We start from the raw sequence: 17,812 nt of genomic DNA on the forward strand, positions 1-17,812 counted from the left end.
GCAATATCATCCCGTGCTTTGGCGCACGCCTGGTCCAGGAAGGCAACAGCCTTCACTACCTGGCTGACCGCGCCAGCATGACCGGGACCTTCAGTGATGCAGATTTGCGCCATCTGGACCAGGCGTTGCCGCTGCTGATGAAACAGATGGAGTTAATGCTCACCAGCGGGGAACTCACTCCCCGCCACCCGCACCGGGTCACACTGTACGCAAAAGGACTGGTATGCGAAGCGGATACCCTCGGCAGCCACGGTTATGTATACATCGCGATTTATCCGACGCCTGTCACCGCCCTGTAGCCACCAGGCATCCTTCTTTCACTTAACCCTTCACAACGAGAAAACCTTATGCCCGTTATGTCTGCATCTTCCCGGCGGACGGCACCGTCACGTCCGTCGCCGGTGACCGTCTGGCAAACTCTGCTGACACATCTGCTCGACCGTCATTACGGTCTCACACTCAACGACACCCCGTTTGGCAACGATGGTGTTATTCAGGAACACATTGACGCCGGTATCTCCCTGTGTGATGCCGTCAATTTTATTGTCGAAAAATACGACATTGTGCGCACTGACCGCAGCGGTTTCAGCGCAGAAATCTCATCACCGTTTATCAGCAGTATCGATATTTTGCGGGCGCGTAAAGCGACCGGGCTGATGGCCCGCGCGGGCTACAGACTGGTGACCGATATCACGACAGGCAAACACCGCGGGGTGACAGGATGAAGCTGTCTCTGACGGTAGAAGCCGACGGCGTGAACGTGCTGGCCCTCAACATGGGCCGGATCGCCGTGGATATCGACGGGATTGAACTCGCTGACCTGATCAATGTGGTCTGCGATAACGGGTATTCGCTTCGCGTTGCTGATGAGCCCGGAAAGCTGGTAGTGGAAGAACCACTGCCGCCCGTCGCCCACGTAAATTGCATCCAGTGCAGTACCGCACATATCACGGAGGAAGACAATGCTCTGCTGTTTACTCTTTCACACCAGCATGAAGACTTTGGTGAGTCTGAATGGATTTTGTACACCGGCTCGGGTTATCTGCTCCACCTGGGCGCGTGGTCGTATCCGGTCTTACGCCTCAGGCGCCTCGGGTTGTCAAAATCCTGCCGTCAGTTAGTGGTGACGCTTATCCGTCGTTACTCCGCTGGCATCATTCATCTGGATGCCTTTGGCGAAGTGCTGCCGGGCTTCGCTACGTTTGACTGGTAACTCAACATCAATCACAACAAGGAGTTCTAATGCCTGAATTAACCACTGAAGTCGCTCTCAACATTCTGACTGGCTGGCTGCAGGACAACATCAATTGTGGCAGCGAGATTATCTTCGACAACGACGAAGACAACACTGACTCAACAAAGTTGTAGCCCTGGATTGAACAGGCATTACAGGACGTTCGCGATCTCCGCCATCTGCAGCTTCTGCAAAAGACCAGTACAGATTAGCCTTCGAACCGTACTCATCACACACATACAAGCGTCAGCCCTCCCCGGCTGGCGTTTTGCTTTATATAAAGGAAATAAACGATGTCAGACCTTACCCTCAACGAACCCGAAGTATTAACCGGTCACACAGGCGTTATTTGCTCCACCAGCATTGGGCGTATTGTCACGGGACGTAATGCCGCTCTGGCGCAGATTGAAGTGCTCATGCAACAACTTGACGATGTTTCGACGCTGACCCGCAGTATCGGTGGTAAAACGGCGCTGGACTGGGCTATGAAGCAGGAGTTCCGCTGTGGCTGCTGGTTGATGGAAAAAAGAGAAACCGCGATGAAAGCCATTACCCGTAATCTCGATCGCAGCATATGGCGTGATCTGATGAAGCAGTCCGGGATGCTTTCCATCATGGACGCTCAGGCGCGTGACCAGTGGTATAACAGCCTGGAAAATGACGATATCCCTGCTGTTAACGAAGAGAACATCCTGAGCACCTTTGAACAGCTGCACCAGAGCAAAGGCGAGGTATTTGAACGCGGGGTGATTAATGTGTTTAAGGGACTGAGCTGGGATTTTAAGAGCAATAGCCCCTGTAAGTTTGGGAAAAAGATCATCGTGACGGGGCTGATCAAGTATGATCGTTGGGGATTTGGGCTTAACTGGGGGTGGCAGCGCGACAGGCTCGCAGACCTGGAGCGCATGCTGATGCTCCTTGACGGAAAGCCTGTTCCTGACAATCGTGCTGACGTCACCCGTCGGCTGGGAGATCATATCCATGAGAACAGGCACAGCAATTGTTACGAGGACGAGATGTTTACGATTAAGTACTTTCAGAAGGGAACAGCGCATATCACTTTTAAGCGACCGGAACTGGTCGATAAGCTGAATGACATCATTGCCAGACATTATCCAGGGGCGTTGCCCGCTAAACAGTAAGGAGCCAGATCATGGTATCATTTTCAAACACGGATGGTGCTCGCTACGATTCCGTAAGCAAGCGAGAAACGGGGTCATTAAAAAGTAGTCAAATGGGTGCAAAAATTCCCGTTCAACCGTTAAATTTTGACTCTCTGCGGAAAGGGCCCTTAATGGGGGCACATTACTTTTCGAAACTGGATAAAACACATAAATATCAACACATAAATAACTTCAGTTGTAATCCAGTCAGAGGAGCCAAATTTAAGAAGCCTGCTCAGGAAACTAAGCAGGCTTTTTGCATTATATTTGATAATCAATCACTGTTTCATCCGGTTCCATCGCCTGGCGTTTGATTTCATCGACGGATAGCCCTGCGTTGCATAGCTCGATGAATCGCCAGACGTAGTTGCGCTGCAATTGCCCGCGTTTCAGCCCCAGCCAGACGGTATTCGCATCAAATAAGTGCCTGGTATCCAGCCGGGTCAAGCCCCCCTCTTCCTGCTCTACGCTGGATTGCTCCGCCACTAGCCCAATACCCAGACCCAACGACACGTAAGTTTTAATCACATCAGAGTCCTGGGCGCTGAGGATAATATCCGGAACCAGCCCTTTGCGAGCAAACGCCTCATCGATACGGGAACGCCCCGTAATCCCCTGCCGATACGTAATCAGCGGCCAGTGGGCGATGGACTCCAGCGTGAGAGGAGACGTTTTCACTAAGGGATGGTTGTGGGGAACAAGCAGGCTGTGGTGCCAACGAAACCAGGGAAATGCCACTAGCAACGGGTCGCTACTAAGTCGCTCACTGGCAATCCCGATGTCTGCCCCGCCATTTTGCAGCAGTACGTCAATCTCCTGCGGTGTACCCTGGATAAGTTCCAGTCGCACCTCAGGAAAGAGCTCACGAAAAGCTTTAATCACCGCGGGCAGGCTATAGCGCGCCTGTGTATGCGTGGTGGCGATCGTCAGGATACCGGAGGTGTCATTAGTAAACAGATCCGCCAGTCTACGAACGTTGCTGGCTTCATTGAGAATACGCTCGGCAATAACCAGCAAGGCTTTGCCCGGTTCAGTCATGCCCAGCAGACGTTTACCGCGACGGATAAAAATCTCAATGCCAAGTTCATCTTCTAGCTCACGAATATGTCGGCTGACACCCGACTGCGAGGTGTACAGTATATTCGCGACTTCTGTCAGGTTGTAATCCTGACGGGCCGCCTCGCGGATTATTTTAAGTTGCTGGAAATTCACTTTTTGCTCCGGACACATCAGACATTACGCTATTGTTAAAGTCTGATGCCCGGCATAACAAATAATAAAAACCTGAATCTTATTCCTCGCGGGAATAAGCTTTAACTAACCAGCTGCAGCTCGCGGTTTTCGAGCGTTGGACGGCTGACCAACGACAGCAGAATCTCTTTCACCGCCTGTGCCTGCGGCGATAAGCTCCCTCTGGCTGAGACATTCAATGATAATGGCAGATTCATCGATGGGGTTGTTATTCGCGCCATCCAGCCATTTGCAGCATTGCATAATGAACGAGCCGCCGACTCAGGCAATACAGTCACGCCCATACCGCTGGCAATGGCAGCGGTTAAGGTGGCAATAGAATCAATTTCGCCAATAACTTTGGTCGTTAAGCGACGAAGCGAAAACGCTTCATCCACGCGCAGGCGAACTGCACTGTAATCCCGTGGCAAATACAGATTCATCTGCGCCACCGCGGCTAAATCAACGCTTTGCCCCGGGCACTCACGCGTCCCGACCAGGTAAAGATCCTCTTTAAGCAGCGGTTGGCTGCATATACCCGCCACAGGCGATCGCTCGTAGAGTACCGCCATGTCTAATTGCCCACTGAGCAGCTTATCATTCAGCACCGTCCCACTGTTTTCATGCAAATAGACCAACACATCGGGCAGCTCGGCACGTACAGTCTGTAATAATGGCATCGTAATAGATGACGCGGCCGTCCCCGGTGCGAGACCAATAGAAACCTGGCCCCCCAAGGTCTGCCCCACGTTATTGACCGCAAGTTGCGCCTGCTCGCACTGACGTAAAATCGTCCGGGCATGGGTATACAACACTTTCCCAGCTTCCGTCGGCGTGACGCCGCGTTTGGTGCGAATCAACAACTGCTGATCCAGTTCGCCTTCAAGCGTAGCAACCTGCTGGCTCAGCGCGGGTTGCGCGATGTGCAATACTTCCGCGGCCTGCGTCAGGCTACCAATATCGACGATTTTTACGAAATATTTCAGTCGTCTGAAGTTCATTTTGCCTCCTGTCGGAATACCAGAACCCGTGCTGGCAGTCATTGAATTCAGGATTGCAAGATGCTTGCCAGTTTCATCACAAGTCATGTTTTATGGTTAAAACTGCGTAATGTCAGGAGTAAAGGTGCAGGATGAGCAGTTTGCTCATCGGTATCTCTCATTCTGGTTGCCCAAGAAGAGGTAGACGCGCACCACAATGGGGCAAACGTATAAAAAGATGTAAAGATCGCCGCTTTGCTGATTTTGTCAGCAAACGATCGCGCAAATGAATTTACCCCTTTGACAAGCATCCTCGCCCTCGCTAATATGCGCCTCGTTCAAACGATTCCTCTGTAGTTCAGTCGGTAGAACGGCGGACTGTTAATCCGTATGTCACTGGTTCGAGTCCAGTCAGAGGAGCCAAATTTAGAAAAGCCCGCTTTATAGCGGGCTTTTTGCTTTTCTGTTTTTCATTCGTCTTATTTTTCATGTAACCCTCTGGTGAGGGAGATAATCGTTTTCTCTTCCCGTCTGTCGCGGTAATCTCATAACGGTCGTTAATATATCGACTGCAATGTGTGTAACCCAATTCGAATACTAATAACTAAAAGACAGTACAGACAGGATAACTATGGATTCCACCCTCACCTCCACGGGTCCTCAACAGGACACCTCTTCGCTTGTTCGTGCCCGTCGTGCTGCGCTTGGTAGCTTCGCTGGCGCCGTGGTCGACTGGTATGATTTTCTGCTTTATGGCATCACCGCCGCGCTGGTATTTAATCGCGAATTCTTCCCGCAGGTCAGTCCGGCGATGGGAACGCTTGCCGCATTCGCCACCTTCGGTGTCGGTTTTTTGTTCCGTCCGTTAGGCGGGGTGATCTTCGGCCACTTCGGCGATCGCCTGGGTCGTAAACGCATGCTGATGCTCACCGTCTGGATGATGGGGATTGCCACTGCGTTGATCGGGATTATTCCTTCCTTTGACGCCATTGGCTGGTGGGCTCCTGTGCTGCTGGTGACGCTGCGCGCCGTTCAGGGATTCGCCGTGGGCGGTGAATGGGGCGGCGCGGCGTTGCTCTCGGTCGAAAGCGCGCCGAAAAATAAAAAAGCCTTCTACAGCAGTGGCGTTCAGGTTGGTTACGGTGTCGGGCTACTGCTTTCTACCGGTCTGGTCTCGCTGATAAGCTCGCAAACCACCGATGAGCAGTTCCTGAGTTGGGGCTGGCGTATTCCGTTCCTGTTCAGCATTGTGCTGGTTTTGGGCGCATTGTGGATGCGTAACAGAATGGATGAATCTGCCGAATTCGAACAGCAGCAGCAGACACATCAACCTGAGAAAAAACGGCTGCCGGTAGTTGAGGCGTTAATCCGGCATCCCGGTGCATTTTTAAAAATTATCGCCCTGCGCCTGTGCGAACTGCTGACGATGTATATCGTCACTGCGTTTGCCCTCAATTACTCCACGCAGAACCTGGGACTTCCCCGCGAGCTTTTTCTGAATATCGGGTTGTTAGTCGGTGGACTGAGCTGTCTGACCATCCCCTGCTTTGCCTGGCTTGCCGACCGGTTTGGTCGACGACGCGTCTACATTACCGGCGCGCTGGTCGGTACGCTGAGCGCCTTCCCATTCTTTATGGCGCTTGAAGCACAGTCTATTTTTTGGATCGTGTTCTTCGCGATTATGCTGGCCAACATTGCACACGATATGGTGGTCTGTGTGCAGCAGCCTATGTTTACCGGTTTGTTTGGCGCAAGCTATCGCTACAGTGGCGCAGGCGTGGGTTATCAGGTGGCAAGCGTAGTTGGCGGCGGTTTTACCCCCTTTATTGCTGCAGCACTGGTCACATTCTCGGGCGGAAACTGGCACAGCGTGGCCATTTATCTGATGGCCGGTTGTCTTATTTCCGCTGCCACCGCGTTGCTGATGCGGGATAAACAGCACGGTTAAGCCCGGATGCGAAGACCCTTCGGTCTTCGCACAATCTTCCTCAACGTCTGACTTTTGTTTCACATTCCTGTGACATACTATCGGGAGAGCAGTACATCTGTGGAACAAGGAGACAGACATGAACAATAAGGGCTCCAGCCTGACCCCAATTCAGGCACTGGATAAACTGGACGCGCTGTACGAGCAGTCGGTAAAAGCACTGCGTAGCGCCATTGGTAAGTATATTGAAACAGGGACGCTCCCTGACGTAATCGCCCGCAATAATGGTCTTTTTGTTTACCCATCGCTTTGTGTAACCTGGGATGGCAGCGCCACCAATCCCCCCAAAACCCGCGCCTATGGCCGTTTTACCCATGCGGGATGCTATACCACAACGATTACCCGTCCGTCACTTTTTCGCCCCTATCTTGAAGAGCAACTCACGCTACTGTATCAGGATTATGATGCGCATATCTCCGTGGAGCCGTCGCAGCATGAAATCCCTTATCCCTATGTCATTGACGGCTCTGAACTGACGCTCGACCGCTCGATGAGCGCCGGATTGACACGCCATTTCCCGACCACAGAGCTATCACAGATTGGCGATGAAACAGCAGACGGTACCTATCATCCGGCAGAGTTCTCTCCGTTGTCTCACTTTGACGCCCGACGGGTAGATTTTTCGCTGGCACGACTGCGTCACTACACGGGAACGCCGGTTGAACACTTCCAGCCGTTTGTGCTGTTCACTAACTACACCCGCTACGTCGATGAGTTCGTGCGCTGGGGTTGCAGCCAGATCCTCGATCCGGACAGCCCCTATATTGCACTGTCGTGCGCAGGCGGGATCTGGATCACCGCGGAAACTGAAGCGCCAGAAGAAGCCATCTCCGATCTCGCCTGGAAGAAACATCAGATGCCTGCCTGGCATTTAATCACCGCTGACGGTCAGGGGATCACGCTGGTCAATATCGGCGTTGGCCCGTCTAACGCCAAAACCATTTGCGATCATCTGGCCGTACTGCGTCCTGACGTCTGGCTGATGATTGGTCACTGCGGCGGCCTGCGTGAAAGCCAGGCAATTGGCGACTATGTTCTGGCCCATGCTTATCTGCGTGACGACCACGTGCTGGATGCCGTACTACCGCCGGACATTCCAATTCCGAGCATCGCGGAAGTGCAACGCGCACTGTATGACGCCACCAAAGAAGTCAGCGGTATGCCCGGTGAAGAGGTTAAACAGCGCTTGCGTACCGGTACTGTCGTCACCACCGACGATCGTAACTGGGAGCTACGCTATTCCGCTTCTGCGCTGCGTTTTAACCTCAGCCGCGCGGTAGCTATCGATATGGAAAGCGCCACCATCGCCGCTCAGGGCTACCGCTTCCGCGTCCCTTACGGCACGCTGCTGTGTGTTTCCGATAAACCGCTCCATGGTGAGATCAAACTACCTGGCCAGGCCAACCGTTTTTATGAAGGTGCCATCTCTGAGCATCTGCAAATAGGTATCCGGGCTATCGATCGTCTACGTGCTGAAGGCGACCGACTGCACTCCCGTAAATTACGTACGTTCAACGAACCGCCGTTCCGTTAAGGCCTGAAGGTAACTATGCATAACTCAACTCCTCTTTCCGCCCTGCGCAACCTGCTGATAGCGCAGGGGCTGGATGGCATGATTGTTCCGCGCGCCGACGCTCACCAAAGCGAAGATTGTACGCCGCATGACAATAAGCTGGCCTGGCTGACCGGTTTTAGCGGCTCTGCGGGACTCGCGTTGGTCCTGCGCGACCGCGCATTGATGTTTGTCGATGGACGTTATCAGGTCCAGGTACGCAATGAAGTCTCGCTGGATGATTTTGAAATTCACCATTTACACGATGAGCCGCTGGCCGACTACTTACAGTCTCACGTTGCAGCGGGTGCACGTATCGCTTTTGAACCGCTACTAATGGTCAACAGTCAGTTTGAAGCGCTTTCGGCAACTCATTGCGAACTGGTGCCTCTTGAACAAGATCCTTTCGACCAGGTATGGCTTGACCGTCCGGCAGCACCCTGCGGCATCATTCGCGAAATGCCCATTGAAATCAGCGGAGAAAGTAGCACGCAAAAACGTGCCCGCGTCGTAGAGTTGCTCGCCCAACACCACGCTGATGTTCTGGCGATCACGCTGCCGGATAACATTGCCTGGCTGCTGAATGTGCGCGGTTCGGATCTGGCCATGGTGCCTGTGCCATTTTCGTTTGCCCTGCTTCATCGCAGCGGCGAGCTGGAATGGTTTGTGGATAGCAACAAAACGCAGCAGCTCCCCGCATCGCTACTGAATACGCTGACGCTGCTCCCGCAAGAGAATTTCCTTGCGCGCTGCCAGGCGTTAGCCAAGGGTAAACGCTTCCTGGTTGATAAAGACTACGCCCCGGTCGCGTTGCGCTTTGCCATTGAAGAACATGGCGGCGATGTCTTATGGTCCCCCGACCCCATTACCTTAATGAAAGCGCATAAGAACGATGTTGAACTGGCGGGCTATCGGGAATGTCATGAACAGGATGGCGCGGCCTGGGTTAACTTCCTCGCCTGGCTGGCGCATGAAGTCCCCGTGCGCGAAGCTGCAGGCAATCCGGTCACCGAACTGGAAGCTCAGGCAAAACAACTGGAATTTCGCCAGCAACAGCCGGGATTTATCGAGCAAAGTTTCAGCACGATTTCGGCCTCTGCCAGCAATGCGGCGATGTGCCATTACCATTCCAGCGAAAAAACCAATACGCCAGTTACTACTAAGGCCATGTATCTGAATGATTCCGGCGGTCAGTACCAAAATGGTACAACAGATACGACGCGTACCCTCGCATTTGGTCCACAGGATCCGCAGCGTCGCCTGCATTATACCGCCGTGTTGAAAGGCTTTTTGTCGCTTATCTCGCTTCAATTTCCTACCGGTACCCAGGGACATCAACTGGATGCCTTTAGTCGTCGGGCGCTGTGGGATTTAGGTCTGGATTTTGATCACGGTACCGGACACGGTGTGGGTCATCAGCTACTTATCCATGAGCAACCCCACCGTATTGCCAAAAAAGTTAACCCCTGGCCCCTGGTTGCGGGCAATATCATTACCATCGAGCCGGGTTATTATCTGGCCGGACAATATGGGATCCGTATTGAGAATCAGGTTGAGATTATCAACAGTCGCCCTGGCTTCTGTCGTTTCTCAACGCTGACGCTGGTGCCGATTGATTTGAATCTGGTTGAACTGCATCTGCTCAGCGATGCAGAGAAACAGTGGATTGATGATTACCACCAGCAGGTCAGAGAGACGTTATCTGCACGCGTAAATGCAGAGGCTCGTCCGTGGCTATTCGCCGCCACCGCGCCGATTCGCGTTCAGGCAAATTAAGGTAATAAAAAAGGCAGCCCGCAGGCTGCCTTAGTTCTCCCCAACATCTTACAGCTTAGCTGTTACGGATGTACTCATCCATTTCAGTTTTCAGGTTATCGGACTTGGTACCGAATATAGCCTGAACACCGGAACCTGCTACCACCACGCCGGCTGCACCCAGTTTCTTCAGGCCAGCCTGATCAACTTTGGCAACATCAGCCACGCTGACACGCAGACGGGTGATACACGCATCGAGGTTAGTGATGTTTTCTTTACCGCCGAATGCTGCAACCAGAGCCGGAGCCATTTCACCGGATGCCCCCGCTTTGCTGTCTTCGGTAGCATCTTCACGACCCGGAGTTTTCAGGTCCAGTGCTTTAATCAGCACACGGAAGATGGTGTAGTAAACGATCGCATAACCGATACCGACAATCGGGAACAGCCACAGTTTGCTGCTGTTACCGGACAGAACGATAAAGTCGATCAGACCGTGAGAGAACGACGTACCGTCACGCATGCCCAACAGGATGCAAATCGGGAATGCCAGACCAGCCAGAATGGCGTGGATGACGTACAGGATCGGCGCCACGAACATGAAGGAGAACTCGATCGGCTCGGTAATACCGGTCAGGAACGAGGTCAGCGCTGCGGAGATCATGATACCGCCCACTTTCGCGCGGTTCTCTGGTTTAGCAGAGTGCCAGATAGCGATAGCGGCAGCCGGCAGACCGTACATTTTGAACAGGAAGCCACCGGACAGTTTGCCCGCTGTCGGGTCACCCGCCATATAGCGAGGGATATCGCCGTGGAAAACCTGGCCCGCAGCGTTGGTGTATTCACCGATCTGCATCTGGAATGGAACGTTCCAGATATGGTGCAGACCAAACGGTACCAGGCAGCGTTCAATAAAGCCATAGATACCGAACGCCACGACCGGGTTCTGGTATGCAGCCCACTGAGAGAACGTCTGAATAGCCGTGCCGATCGGCGGCCAAATGAAGGACAGAACCACACCCGTGAAGATGGCAGCCAGACCAGAAATGATTGGAACGAAGCGCTTACCCGCAAAGAAGCCAAGATACTCAGGCAATTTGATACGGTAGAAGCGGTTGAACATATACGCTGCAATCGCACCGGAGATAATCCCCCCGAGAACACCCGTATCCGCAAGGTGTTTAGCAGCGATCTCTTCAGCAGGTAAATGCAGAACCAGCGGCGCAACAACAGCCATGGTTTTAACCATGATGCCATAAGCAACAACGGATGCCAGTGCAGATACGCCGTCGTTGTTGGTAAAGCCTAACGCAACACCGATGGCAAAAATCAGCGGCATGTTTGCAAAAACAGATCCGCCTGCTTCTGCCATTACGTGCGATACAACGGCTGGCAGCCAGCTGAAGTTAGCGGAACCGACACCCAGCAGGATACCTGCAATCGGGAGTACGGATACCGGCAGCATCAGCGATTTACCGACCTTTTGCAGGTTAGCAAATGCATTCTTAAACATAATTAGGAGTGCTCCTGAGTATTTGTGCTTTTCTACGTTCTCACGCATTAGCGAGGGGGGAGAACCTCGCCGTGTACAGGGCATCTAAGTACCCTTTATTTATTACACAGAGTAAAATAATTCGGTTTATTTTTGTTTGACGGCTATCACAATTCGGTCGTAGATGGCCGCAAAATCCGCACATTCCGATAAAATGCGTTTCTGAATGTGTCAAACCAGTTGTCCACCGCCCATTTTAAGGCGGTGAACTTTACTCGCTTTAGTTATTAATTACGAGCTTTAAAAAAAGTCAGTTAACGAACTGATTGCAGGCGAGAAACGTTGATATGAAACAGGCGGGCAAAGTTATCAGTGGTTGCCTGCGCCAGTTCTTCAACGGCAACACCTTTCACTACGGCCATGTACTCTGCAACGTCACGAGTCATGGCGGGTTGGTTCTCTTTTCCACGATGCGGAACAGGCGCAAGGTAGGGAGAATCCGTCTCAACCAACAGCCGATCCAGAGGAACATAACGCGCGGCATCACGAAGCTGATCAGCGTTACGGAACGTGACAATACCGGAAAACGAGATATAAAATCCGAGATCCAGCAATTTGCCTGCCGTTTCTCTGTCCTCTGTAAAACAGTGTAGTACGCCGCCACAATCCGTCACTTTTTCTTCACGCAGAATAGACAGCGTATCGGTTCGCGCATCACGGGTATGCACGATAACCGGCTTCTGTAACTCACGGCCAATTTGAATATGGTGGATAAAAGATTCCTGCTGGCGCACCTTGGTTTCTGGCGTATAGAAATAGTCCAGCCCGGTCTCCCCCATAGCGACAACGCCCTCTTCGGCGGCAAAACGGCGCAGGTCTTCAACATCATAAGTTTCGTCCTGATTTAACGGATGCACGCCGCAGGAAAAAACCACATTGTCACGTTCGCCGACCAGTTCGCGCATACTGCGGTATCCTGGCAGAGTGGTCGCGACGGCAAGACAGAATTTCACATCGCGTGCGGCCGCTTTCGCCAGCACGTCATCCACGTCCTTATGTAGAGATTGATAATCCAGGCCATCAAGATGGCAGTGCGAGTCGACTAAAAACATAATGTCTCTCTCAAAGATGGGGAACAGGCAATACGGCGCCTGGTTGCAGGTAATGTTCAATACGCAGGATAAGATCGGTTAACACCAGTTCGCGGTTTAAACCCGTCACGTTCAGCAACTGCTGACGGCAATAACAAACGTCACCGAGTATCGCCTGTATTTGGGCAACGGATAACCGCTCAGCGATAGAAGATATCAGGTCCAGAGCATCTGGATTCGTTAAATGGGAAACTCCGTATGGGCGTTTCAACGCATCCGTCAACAATGTTGCCAGCCAGTGTAAATGGGTGGGAGCCTGATCGTGATTTAACGCCGCGAGCAGTATATACCAGTCACCTGTGTTTAATGTGTTCGACAGTGCCGCACAAAAATCGGTGCGGTGCGACCAGCTTTCGGCCTGTAACAGCGTCAGGGCCGCACCAGGCGAACCTGCGCTAAGGCGTAACGCGCTCAACAGCGCTTCTGACGACGCTGTTGCTTCACGGGCAAGCCAGGAAGTTGCATATGACTCAGGCGGCGGCGCAAGATGGTGTAACCGGCAGCGGCTGCGTAATGTCGCCAGCAAGCGAGCTGGCTCTGTGCTGGCAAGGAAAAACCAGGTTTGCGCGGGCGGTTCTTCCAGCGTTTTCAGCAACGCATTAGCGGCAGCATCGGTTAGCTGAGCAGCATCAGGGATCCACACCACTTTCGCACCGCCAAGGCGCGAATGTTCGTAGAGCTTTTCACTGACTTCGCGTACCGCATCAACCCCCAGTGCGCTTTTGCCTTTTTCCGGCAACAGCGAATAGTAGTCAGGATGTGTCCCCGCCTGCATCAGTTGACAGCCCCGGCACTGACCACAGCTTTTATGCCCTTCCGGTTGCTGACACATTAAATAGCGGCTGAGCGCGTAAATCAGTGCGTCGTCGCCCATGCCGGGTAATGCCTGAATCAGTAACGCATGGTGACCACGACCCACCTGGTAGCTGGCTACCAGTTTTTCAAAATCCGGTCGTAACCATGGGTACCATTTCATGCGCCCTGCTCCTTCACCCACTGGGTGATGGTATTACGGATATCAGCCATTACAGCCTCCAGCGGCTGCGTAGCATCAATAGTACGAATGCTGGCGTCTTTAGCGGCGAGTTCAAGATAGCGTGCGCGGGTGCGATTAAAGAAATCAAAAGATTCCTGCTCGATACGATCCAGCTCGCCACGAGCACGGGCACGTTTTAAGCCGACTTCTGGAGTTACATCCAGATAGAGCGTCAGGTCCGGGCGAAAATCGCCGAGCACCGCATCGCGCAGGGTTGCCAGCATGTGTTGATCGATGCCGCGTCCGCCGCCCTGATACGCTTGAGTCGACAGATCGTGACGATCGCCAATAACCCATTTACCTTTTTCCAGCGCAGGTTTAATAACGGTTTCAACCAGTTGCACGCGCGCGGCGTAGAACATCAGAACTTCGGCTTTGTCGGTAATAATTTCGTCACCAACCGACTTAATGTCCAGCACCAGACTTCTTAGTTTCTCTGCAAGCTGCGTTCCACCAGGCTCGCGGGTAAACACCATGTCACGAATACCGAGTTGCTCAAGTGTCTCAACCACCACGTTACGCGCAGTGGTTTTTCCGGCGCCTTCCAGGCCCTCGATGACGATATAGTTACTGCCCATTTTTTTCCTTAAGCACTTTCAGGTAATCCTGCACGGACCGATTATGGCTGGCAAGATTGGTGTTAAACGTGTGGCCGCCTTTACCGTCAGCCACGAAATAGAGATACGGCGTTTTGGCTGGATGTGCTGCGGCCTGTAACGAAGCCTCGCCCGGCATGGCAATCGGGCCAGGCGGCAGCCCCGTAATGGTATAGGTGTTATAGGCGGTTGGGGTATCTAAATCCACACGCGATAATTTGCCATTATACCGTGCCCCCATTCCGTAAATCACCGTCGGATCGGTCTGCAAACGCATGCCAATACGTAAGCGGTTAATAAACACTGAAGCCACCTGGTCGCGCTCGCTGGCAACCGCGGTTTCTTTTTCAATAATAGAGGCCATGGTGACCAACTGGTTTTTATCCTGATAAGGCAGGCCGTCTGCGCGTCCTTCCCAGACGGCATCCACCGCTTTAACCATTTTCTGATGCGCGCGTTTTAGCAGCGCCACGTCGGTGGTATTCGCGGTATACATCCAGGTATCTGGCCAGAACCAGCCTTCCACCCATTGCGGGTTTTCCAGCTTCAGCGCCTGGGCAACGGTCTCGTAACTATCATCACTTAGCGTATGTTTGATATACGGCGCATCGCGCAGTTGTTTGAGGTAATCACTCAGACGCATCCCTTCAACCAGACGTAACGGGAACTGCGCCTCTTTGCCACTTTCCAGCAGTTGCAGCATATCCCGCACCGTCATGTCAGGCGTAAAACGGTAGGTTCCTGCTTTAAAATGTGACAGGTCGGGTTCAACACGCAGCAGCCACTGGAACACGCGCGGGCGATTGATAACTTTGTCCGCATACAGCTGTTCGCCAAGAGCCAGACGGCCCGTACCCGCTTTCAGCGTAAAAATCGTCTCTTCTTTAATCAATAACTTACTGTCCGCCAGATGGCGAACTTTCCACATTCCCACTCCTGCGGCAATGCCCAGCACAACCAGCAATAACAGGACAACGAGTAACAGTTTTTTCATGACTAATTCGGGTGCTCACAAAGTGGGGCTAAAAAATCGAATAACAAACGTGAAGACAGCAGTGTGTCGCCACAGGCACGCACGGGAATAACAGGCATTAAGGCATTACAGACGACGATTTCATCGGCCTGCATAACCTCTTCCAACCCGGCATACTTTTCGACAATACTGAACGACGATTGTGCCAGCATCCGGATACAGAATTGTCGCATAATGCCATTCACGCCAGCCTGTTCCAGCCGGGGAGTGTAAACCACATCACCCTTACGCCAGAACAAATTAGCCGCACAGCATTCCGTAACCCATCCCTCACTGTCAAGAACCAGTGCTTCATCTGCGTCCGTCTGCTCAAGATGAGAGCGAATCAACACCTGCTCGAGTCGATTCAGATGCTTAAGTCCAGCAAGCAGCGGATTACGTCCCAGACGCACAGGGCTTAACGCCAGGGTTATTCCTTCTTGCCGCCAACGATCGTAATGATCGGGCCAGGCAGAAACAGAGAGTATACGTGTGGCACTGTGACAACTTGTACCACTATAGCCCCGCCCGCCACTGCCTCGGCTGATAATGACTTTCAACACGCCGCGCGCGTGCCCATGCGCCAGCATTTTCATTTCACTTTGCAGTGCTGACCAATCTTCGAAAGAGATCAGCAATTTTTGGCAGGCATCCTGTAAACGTGCGAGATGCGCTGAAAAGAGGCAAATTTCGCCGTCGATAATACGCGCAGTGGTAAAACAGCCATCCCCAAACTGGGTTGCTCGATCGCTTGCGGACAGCATATTCTGCTCGCAGCCATTAATTAAGAACATGGTGGCTCCTTATTTCTGGTCCGCTAGTTTGGCAGGATGAGTAACACAGGACAAGGGCAGAAAACTGAATAAAAAAAGGCCCGACAAGCGGACCTTTTTTAGTTTACTACCGATGCTGGCGCATCACCTGACGGAGTTAAATCTTTTTAAAGATTAAAGAGCCGTTGGTGCCGCCAAAGCCGAAGGAGTTACACAGCGTGTACTCCAGACCACTAACCTGACGCGCTTCGTGCGGAACGAAGTCCAGGTCACAACCTTCATCCGGGTTATCCAGGTTGATGGTTGGCGGAATAGCCTGATCGCGCAGCGCCAGGATAGAGAAAATGGACTCTACCGCGCCCGCCGCACCCAACAGGTGTCCTGTCATGGATTTAGTGGAGCTGACCATCACACGGCTTGCCGCATCGCCAAAGACAGATTTCACTGCCTGGGTTTCCGCTTTATCGCCTGCCGGAGTGGATGTACCATGTGCGTTGACATAACCGATTTGACCCGCTTCAATAGCCGCATCACGCAATGCGTTGACCATGGCCAGTGCTGCGCCTGCACCGTTTTCTGGTGGCGACGTCATGTGGTAAGCATCGCTGCTCATACCAAAGCCAACGACTTCAGCATAAATTTTTGCACCGCGCGCTTTCGCATGTTCGTACTCTTCCAGTACAACCATGCCTGCGCCGTCGCCCAGCACAAAGCCATCACGTTCTTTGTCCCACGGACGGCTTGCCGCTTGCGGGTTATCATTACGTGTAGACAGCGCTCGTGCCGCGCCAAAACCACCCACGCCCAGCGGCGTACTGGCTTTTTCTGCACCACCCGCAACCATCGCGTCCGCATCGCCGTATGCAATGATACGTGCAGCATGACCGATGTTATGCACGCCTGAAGTACAGGCGGTCGCGATGGAGATGCTTGGCCCTTGCAGGCCGTACATGATGGTCAGGTGACCTGCCACCATGTTAACAATCGTCGACGGAACGAAGAACGGGCTGATCTTACGCGGTCCACCATTTACCAGAGAGGTATGGTTTTCTTCGATAAGACCGAGACCGCCAATACCAGAGCCGATGGCGGCGCCAATACGGTGGGCGTTCGCTTCCGTTATTTCGAGGCCAGAATCCTGCATGGCCTGAACGCCAGCGACAATTCCATATTGAATGAAAGCATCCATCTTGCGCTGTTCTTTGCGCGAGATAATGTCTTCACAGTTAAAATCCTTTACTAAGCCAGCAAATTTCGTTGCATAGGCGCTAGTATCGAAATGGTCGATCAGGCTGATGCCACTCTGACCGGCAAGGAGAGCTTTCCAGGTAGACTCTACGGTATTGCCGACAGGAGACAACATGCCCAGTCCGGTCACAACTACACGACGCTTAGACACGGTTGTCCTCCAGGGAGGGAAAATAATTCAAGTGGGATAAAAAGATAAAACTCAGGCGGTCGAATGACCGCCTGGAGATGTTCACTTACGCCTGGTGGCCGTTGATGTAATCAATGGCAGCCTGAACGGTAGTGATTTTCTCAGCTTCTTCGTCCGGAATCTCAGTATCAAACTCTTCTTCCAGAGCCATTACCAGCTCAACGGTGTCAAGAGAATCCGCGCCCAGGTCTTCAACGAAGGAAGCATTGTTGGTTACTTCTTCCTGCTTAACGCCCAGCTGTTCGCCGATAATTTTCTTAACGCGTTCTTCGATAGTGCTCATACTCTTAAATTTCCTATCAAAACTCGCTTTCGCGATGGTTTTCGTAGTGTATAAAATGTTGAAAAATTTGCAACTAAATCCCGGCAGGTCTTACCACGATTTTACGTTATTTTGAGGCCAAGACCTACAATAA

Annotated in this window: 17 protein-coding genes, 1 tRNA gene and 1 pseudogene; 9 read left to right on the forward strand and 10 right to left on the reverse strand. The window is 52.5% G+C overall.

Annotated features, from left to right (window positions below; all coding sequences use genetic code 11):
• The 5 genes and pseudogenes from ACU8YC_RS07430 to ACU8YC_RS07450 all read left to right on the forward strand — a co-directional run.
• On the forward strand, nucleotides 1-299 hold a 299-nt coding region (locus ACU8YC_RS07430), incomplete at its 5' end, for a type IV toxin-antitoxin system YeeU family antitoxin (protein ID WP_446895172.1).
• Nucleotides 300-347: 48 nt separating this feature from the next.
• On the forward strand, nucleotides 348-725 hold the full coding sequence (locus ACU8YC_RS07435) for a TA system toxin CbtA family protein (RefSeq protein WP_446895173.1): 378 nt from the start codon (nucleotides 348-350) through the stop codon (nucleotides 723-725).
• Nucleotides 722-1,213, forward strand: a complete 492-nt coding sequence (locus ACU8YC_RS07440; protein ID WP_446895174.1) for a DUF5983 family protein — start codon at nucleotides 722-724, stop codon at nucleotides 1,211-1,213. Before ACU8YC_RS07435 ends, ACU8YC_RS07440 begins: the two co-directional genes overlap by 4 nt.
• A gap of 29 nt (nucleotides 1,214-1,242) precedes the next feature.
• A pseudogene (locus ACU8YC_RS07445) lies at nucleotides 1,243-1,446 on the forward strand (hypothetical protein).
• A gap of 81 nt (nucleotides 1,447-1,527) precedes the next feature.
• Nucleotides 1,528-2,376, forward strand: coding sequence for a DUF4942 domain-containing protein (locus tag ACU8YC_RS07450; protein ID WP_446895175.1), 849 nt, complete (start codon nucleotides 1,528-1,530; stop codon nucleotides 2,374-2,376).
• 282 nt (nucleotides 2,377-2,658) lie between these two features.
• Here the strand turns inward: ACU8YC_RS07450 and cbl are convergent, their stop codons facing one another.
• Together cbl and nac are read right to left on the reverse strand one after the other, a co-directional pair.
• A complete protein-coding gene (gene cbl / locus ACU8YC_RS07455; protein ID WP_151218922.1) occupies nucleotides 2,659-3,609 on the reverse strand; it encodes an HTH-type transcriptional regulator Cbl in 951 nt (316 codons plus the stop codon).
• Between the two features lie 101 nt (nucleotides 3,610-3,710).
• Nucleotides 3,711-4,628: a nitrogen assimilation transcriptional regulator NAC gene (nac, locus tag ACU8YC_RS07460; RefSeq protein ID WP_151218923.1), complete on the reverse strand. Its 918-nt coding sequence runs from the start codon at nucleotides 4,626-4,628 to the stop codon at nucleotides 3,711-3,713.
• Between the two features lie 326 nt (nucleotides 4,629-4,954).
• Between nac and ACU8YC_RS07465 the strand changes: the two genes are divergently transcribed.
• From ACU8YC_RS07465 to ACU8YC_RS07480, 4 genes are all read left to right on the forward strand, one after another.
• A tRNA-Asn gene (locus ACU8YC_RS07465) sits at nucleotides 4,955-5,030 on the forward strand.
• A 208-nt stretch (nucleotides 5,031-5,238) separates the two neighbouring features.
• On the forward strand, nucleotides 5,239-6,555 hold the full coding sequence (gene shiA, locus ACU8YC_RS07470) for a shikimate transporter (RefSeq protein ID WP_210904963.1): 1,317 nt from the start codon (nucleotides 5,239-5,241) through the stop codon (nucleotides 6,553-6,555).
• 118 nt (nucleotides 6,556-6,673) lie between these two features.
• Nucleotides 6,674-8,128 (forward strand): AMP nucleosidase, encoded by a 1,455-nt coding sequence (locus ACU8YC_RS07475; protein ID WP_151218924.1) that lies wholly within the window; start codon nucleotides 6,674-6,676, stop codon nucleotides 8,126-8,128.
• 15 nt (nucleotides 8,129-8,143) lie between these two features.
• Nucleotides 8,144-9,922, forward strand: a complete 1,779-nt coding sequence (locus tag ACU8YC_RS07480) for an aminopeptidase P family protein (protein WP_151218925.1) — start codon at nucleotides 8,144-8,146, stop codon at nucleotides 9,920-9,922.
• 55 nt (nucleotides 9,923-9,977) lie between these two features.
• Here ACU8YC_RS07480 and ptsG read toward each other — a convergent pair whose 3' ends face one another.
• The 8 genes from ptsG to acpP form a co-directional block, all read right to left on the reverse strand.
• Entirely contained in the window at nucleotides 9,978-11,411 is a 1,434-nt protein-coding gene (gene ptsG, locus ACU8YC_RS07485; RefSeq protein WP_151218926.1) for a PTS glucose transporter subunit IIBC, read from the reverse strand.
• 293 nt (nucleotides 11,412-11,704) lie between these two features.
• A complete protein-coding gene (locus ACU8YC_RS07490) occupies nucleotides 11,705-12,502 on the reverse strand; it encodes a metal-dependent hydrolase (protein WP_151218927.1) in 798 nt (265 codons plus the stop codon).
• A gap of 10 nt (nucleotides 12,503-12,512) precedes the next feature.
• On the reverse strand, nucleotides 12,513-13,517 hold the full coding sequence (holB, locus tag ACU8YC_RS07495; protein ID WP_423390614.1) for a DNA polymerase III subunit delta': 1,005 nt from the start codon (nucleotides 13,515-13,517) through the stop codon (nucleotides 12,513-12,515).
• Nucleotides 13,514-14,155 (reverse strand): dTMP kinase, encoded by a 642-nt coding sequence (gene tmk / locus ACU8YC_RS07500; protein WP_151225249.1) that lies wholly within the window; start codon nucleotides 14,153-14,155, stop codon nucleotides 13,514-13,516. The genes holB and tmk overlap by 4 nt, the downstream gene beginning before the upstream one ends.
• Nucleotides 14,145-15,167, reverse strand: coding sequence for a cell division protein YceG (gene yceG / locus ACU8YC_RS07505; protein ID WP_187260027.1), 1,023 nt, complete (start codon nucleotides 15,165-15,167; stop codon nucleotides 14,145-14,147). Before yceG ends, tmk begins: the two co-directional genes overlap by 11 nt.
• A 2-nt stretch (nucleotides 15,168-15,169) precedes the next feature.
• Nucleotides 15,170-15,979 carry an aminodeoxychorismate lyase gene (gene pabC, locus ACU8YC_RS07510; protein ID WP_151218931.1) on the reverse strand — a complete coding sequence of 270 codons (810 nt, stop codon included), beginning with the start codon at nucleotides 15,977-15,979 and terminating at the stop codon, nucleotides 15,170-15,172.
• A 136-nt stretch (nucleotides 15,980-16,115) separates the two neighbouring features.
• Nucleotides 16,116-17,357 carry a beta-ketoacyl-ACP synthase II gene (fabF, locus tag ACU8YC_RS07515; RefSeq protein WP_151218932.1) on the reverse strand — a complete coding sequence of 414 codons (1,242 nt, stop codon included), beginning with the start codon at nucleotides 17,355-17,357 and terminating at the stop codon, nucleotides 16,116-16,118.
• Between the two features lie 85 nt (nucleotides 17,358-17,442).
• Nucleotides 17,443-17,679, reverse strand: coding sequence for an acyl carrier protein (gene acpP, locus ACU8YC_RS07520; protein ID WP_000103754.1), 237 nt, complete (start codon nucleotides 17,677-17,679; stop codon nucleotides 17,443-17,445).
• Nucleotides 17,680-17,812 lie beyond the last annotated feature (133 nt).

It is taken from the genome of Citrobacter sp. VF227, assembly GCF_052950715.1.

What these genes read in the sequence shown, in the direction of transcription:
- ACU8YC_RS07435 (WP_446895173.1), top strand. Translation starts at nt 348, where the DNA reads ATGCCCGTTATGTCTGCATCTTCCCGGCGGACGGCACCGTCACGTCCG.
- ACU8YC_RS07440 (WP_446895174.1), top strand. Translation starts at nt 722, where the DNA reads ATGAAGCTGTCTCTGACGGTAGAAGCCGACGGCGTGAACGTGCTGGCC.
- ACU8YC_RS07450 (WP_446895175.1), top strand. Translation starts at nt 1,528, where the DNA reads ATGTCAGACCTTACCCTCAACGAACCCGAAGTATTAACCGGTCACACA.
- nac (WP_151218923.1), bottom strand. Translation starts at nt 4,628, where the DNA reads ATGAACTTCAGACGACTGAAATATTTCGTAAAAATCGTCGATATTGGT.
- shiA (WP_210904963.1), top strand. Translation starts at nt 5,239, where the DNA reads ATGGATTCCACCCTCACCTCCACGGGTCCTCAACAGGACACCTCTTCG.
- ACU8YC_RS07475 (WP_151218924.1), top strand. Translation starts at nt 6,674, where the DNA reads ATGAACAATAAGGGCTCCAGCCTGACCCCAATTCAGGCACTGGATAAA.
- ACU8YC_RS07480 (WP_151218925.1), top strand. Translation starts at nt 8,144, where the DNA reads ATGCATAACTCAACTCCTCTTTCCGCCCTGCGCAACCTGCTGATAGCG.
- ptsG (WP_151218926.1), bottom strand. Translation starts at nt 11,411, where the DNA reads ATGTTTAAGAATGCATTTGCTAACCTGCAAAAGGTCGGTAAATCGCTG.
- ACU8YC_RS07490 (WP_151218927.1), bottom strand. Translation starts at nt 12,502, where the DNA reads ATGTTTTTAGTCGACTCGCACTGCCATCTTGATGGCCTGGATTATCAA.
- holB (WP_423390614.1), bottom strand. Translation starts at nt 13,517, where the DNA reads ATGAAATGGTACCCATGGTTACGACCGGATTTTGAAAAACTGGTAGCC.
- tmk (WP_151225249.1), bottom strand. Translation starts at nt 14,155, where the DNA reads ATGGGCAGTAACTATATCGTCATCGAGGGCCTGGAAGGCGCCGGAAAA.
- yceG (WP_187260027.1), bottom strand. Translation starts at nt 15,167, where the DNA reads ATGAAAAAACTGTTACTCGTTGTCCTGTTATTGCTGGTTGTGCTGGGC.
- pabC (WP_151218931.1), bottom strand. Translation starts at nt 15,979, where the DNA reads ATGTTCTTAATTAATGGCTGCGAGCAGAATATGCTGTCCGCAAGCGAT.
- acpP (WP_000103754.1), bottom strand. Translation starts at nt 17,679, where the DNA reads ATGAGCACTATCGAAGAACGCGTTAAGAAAATTATCGGCGAACAGCTG.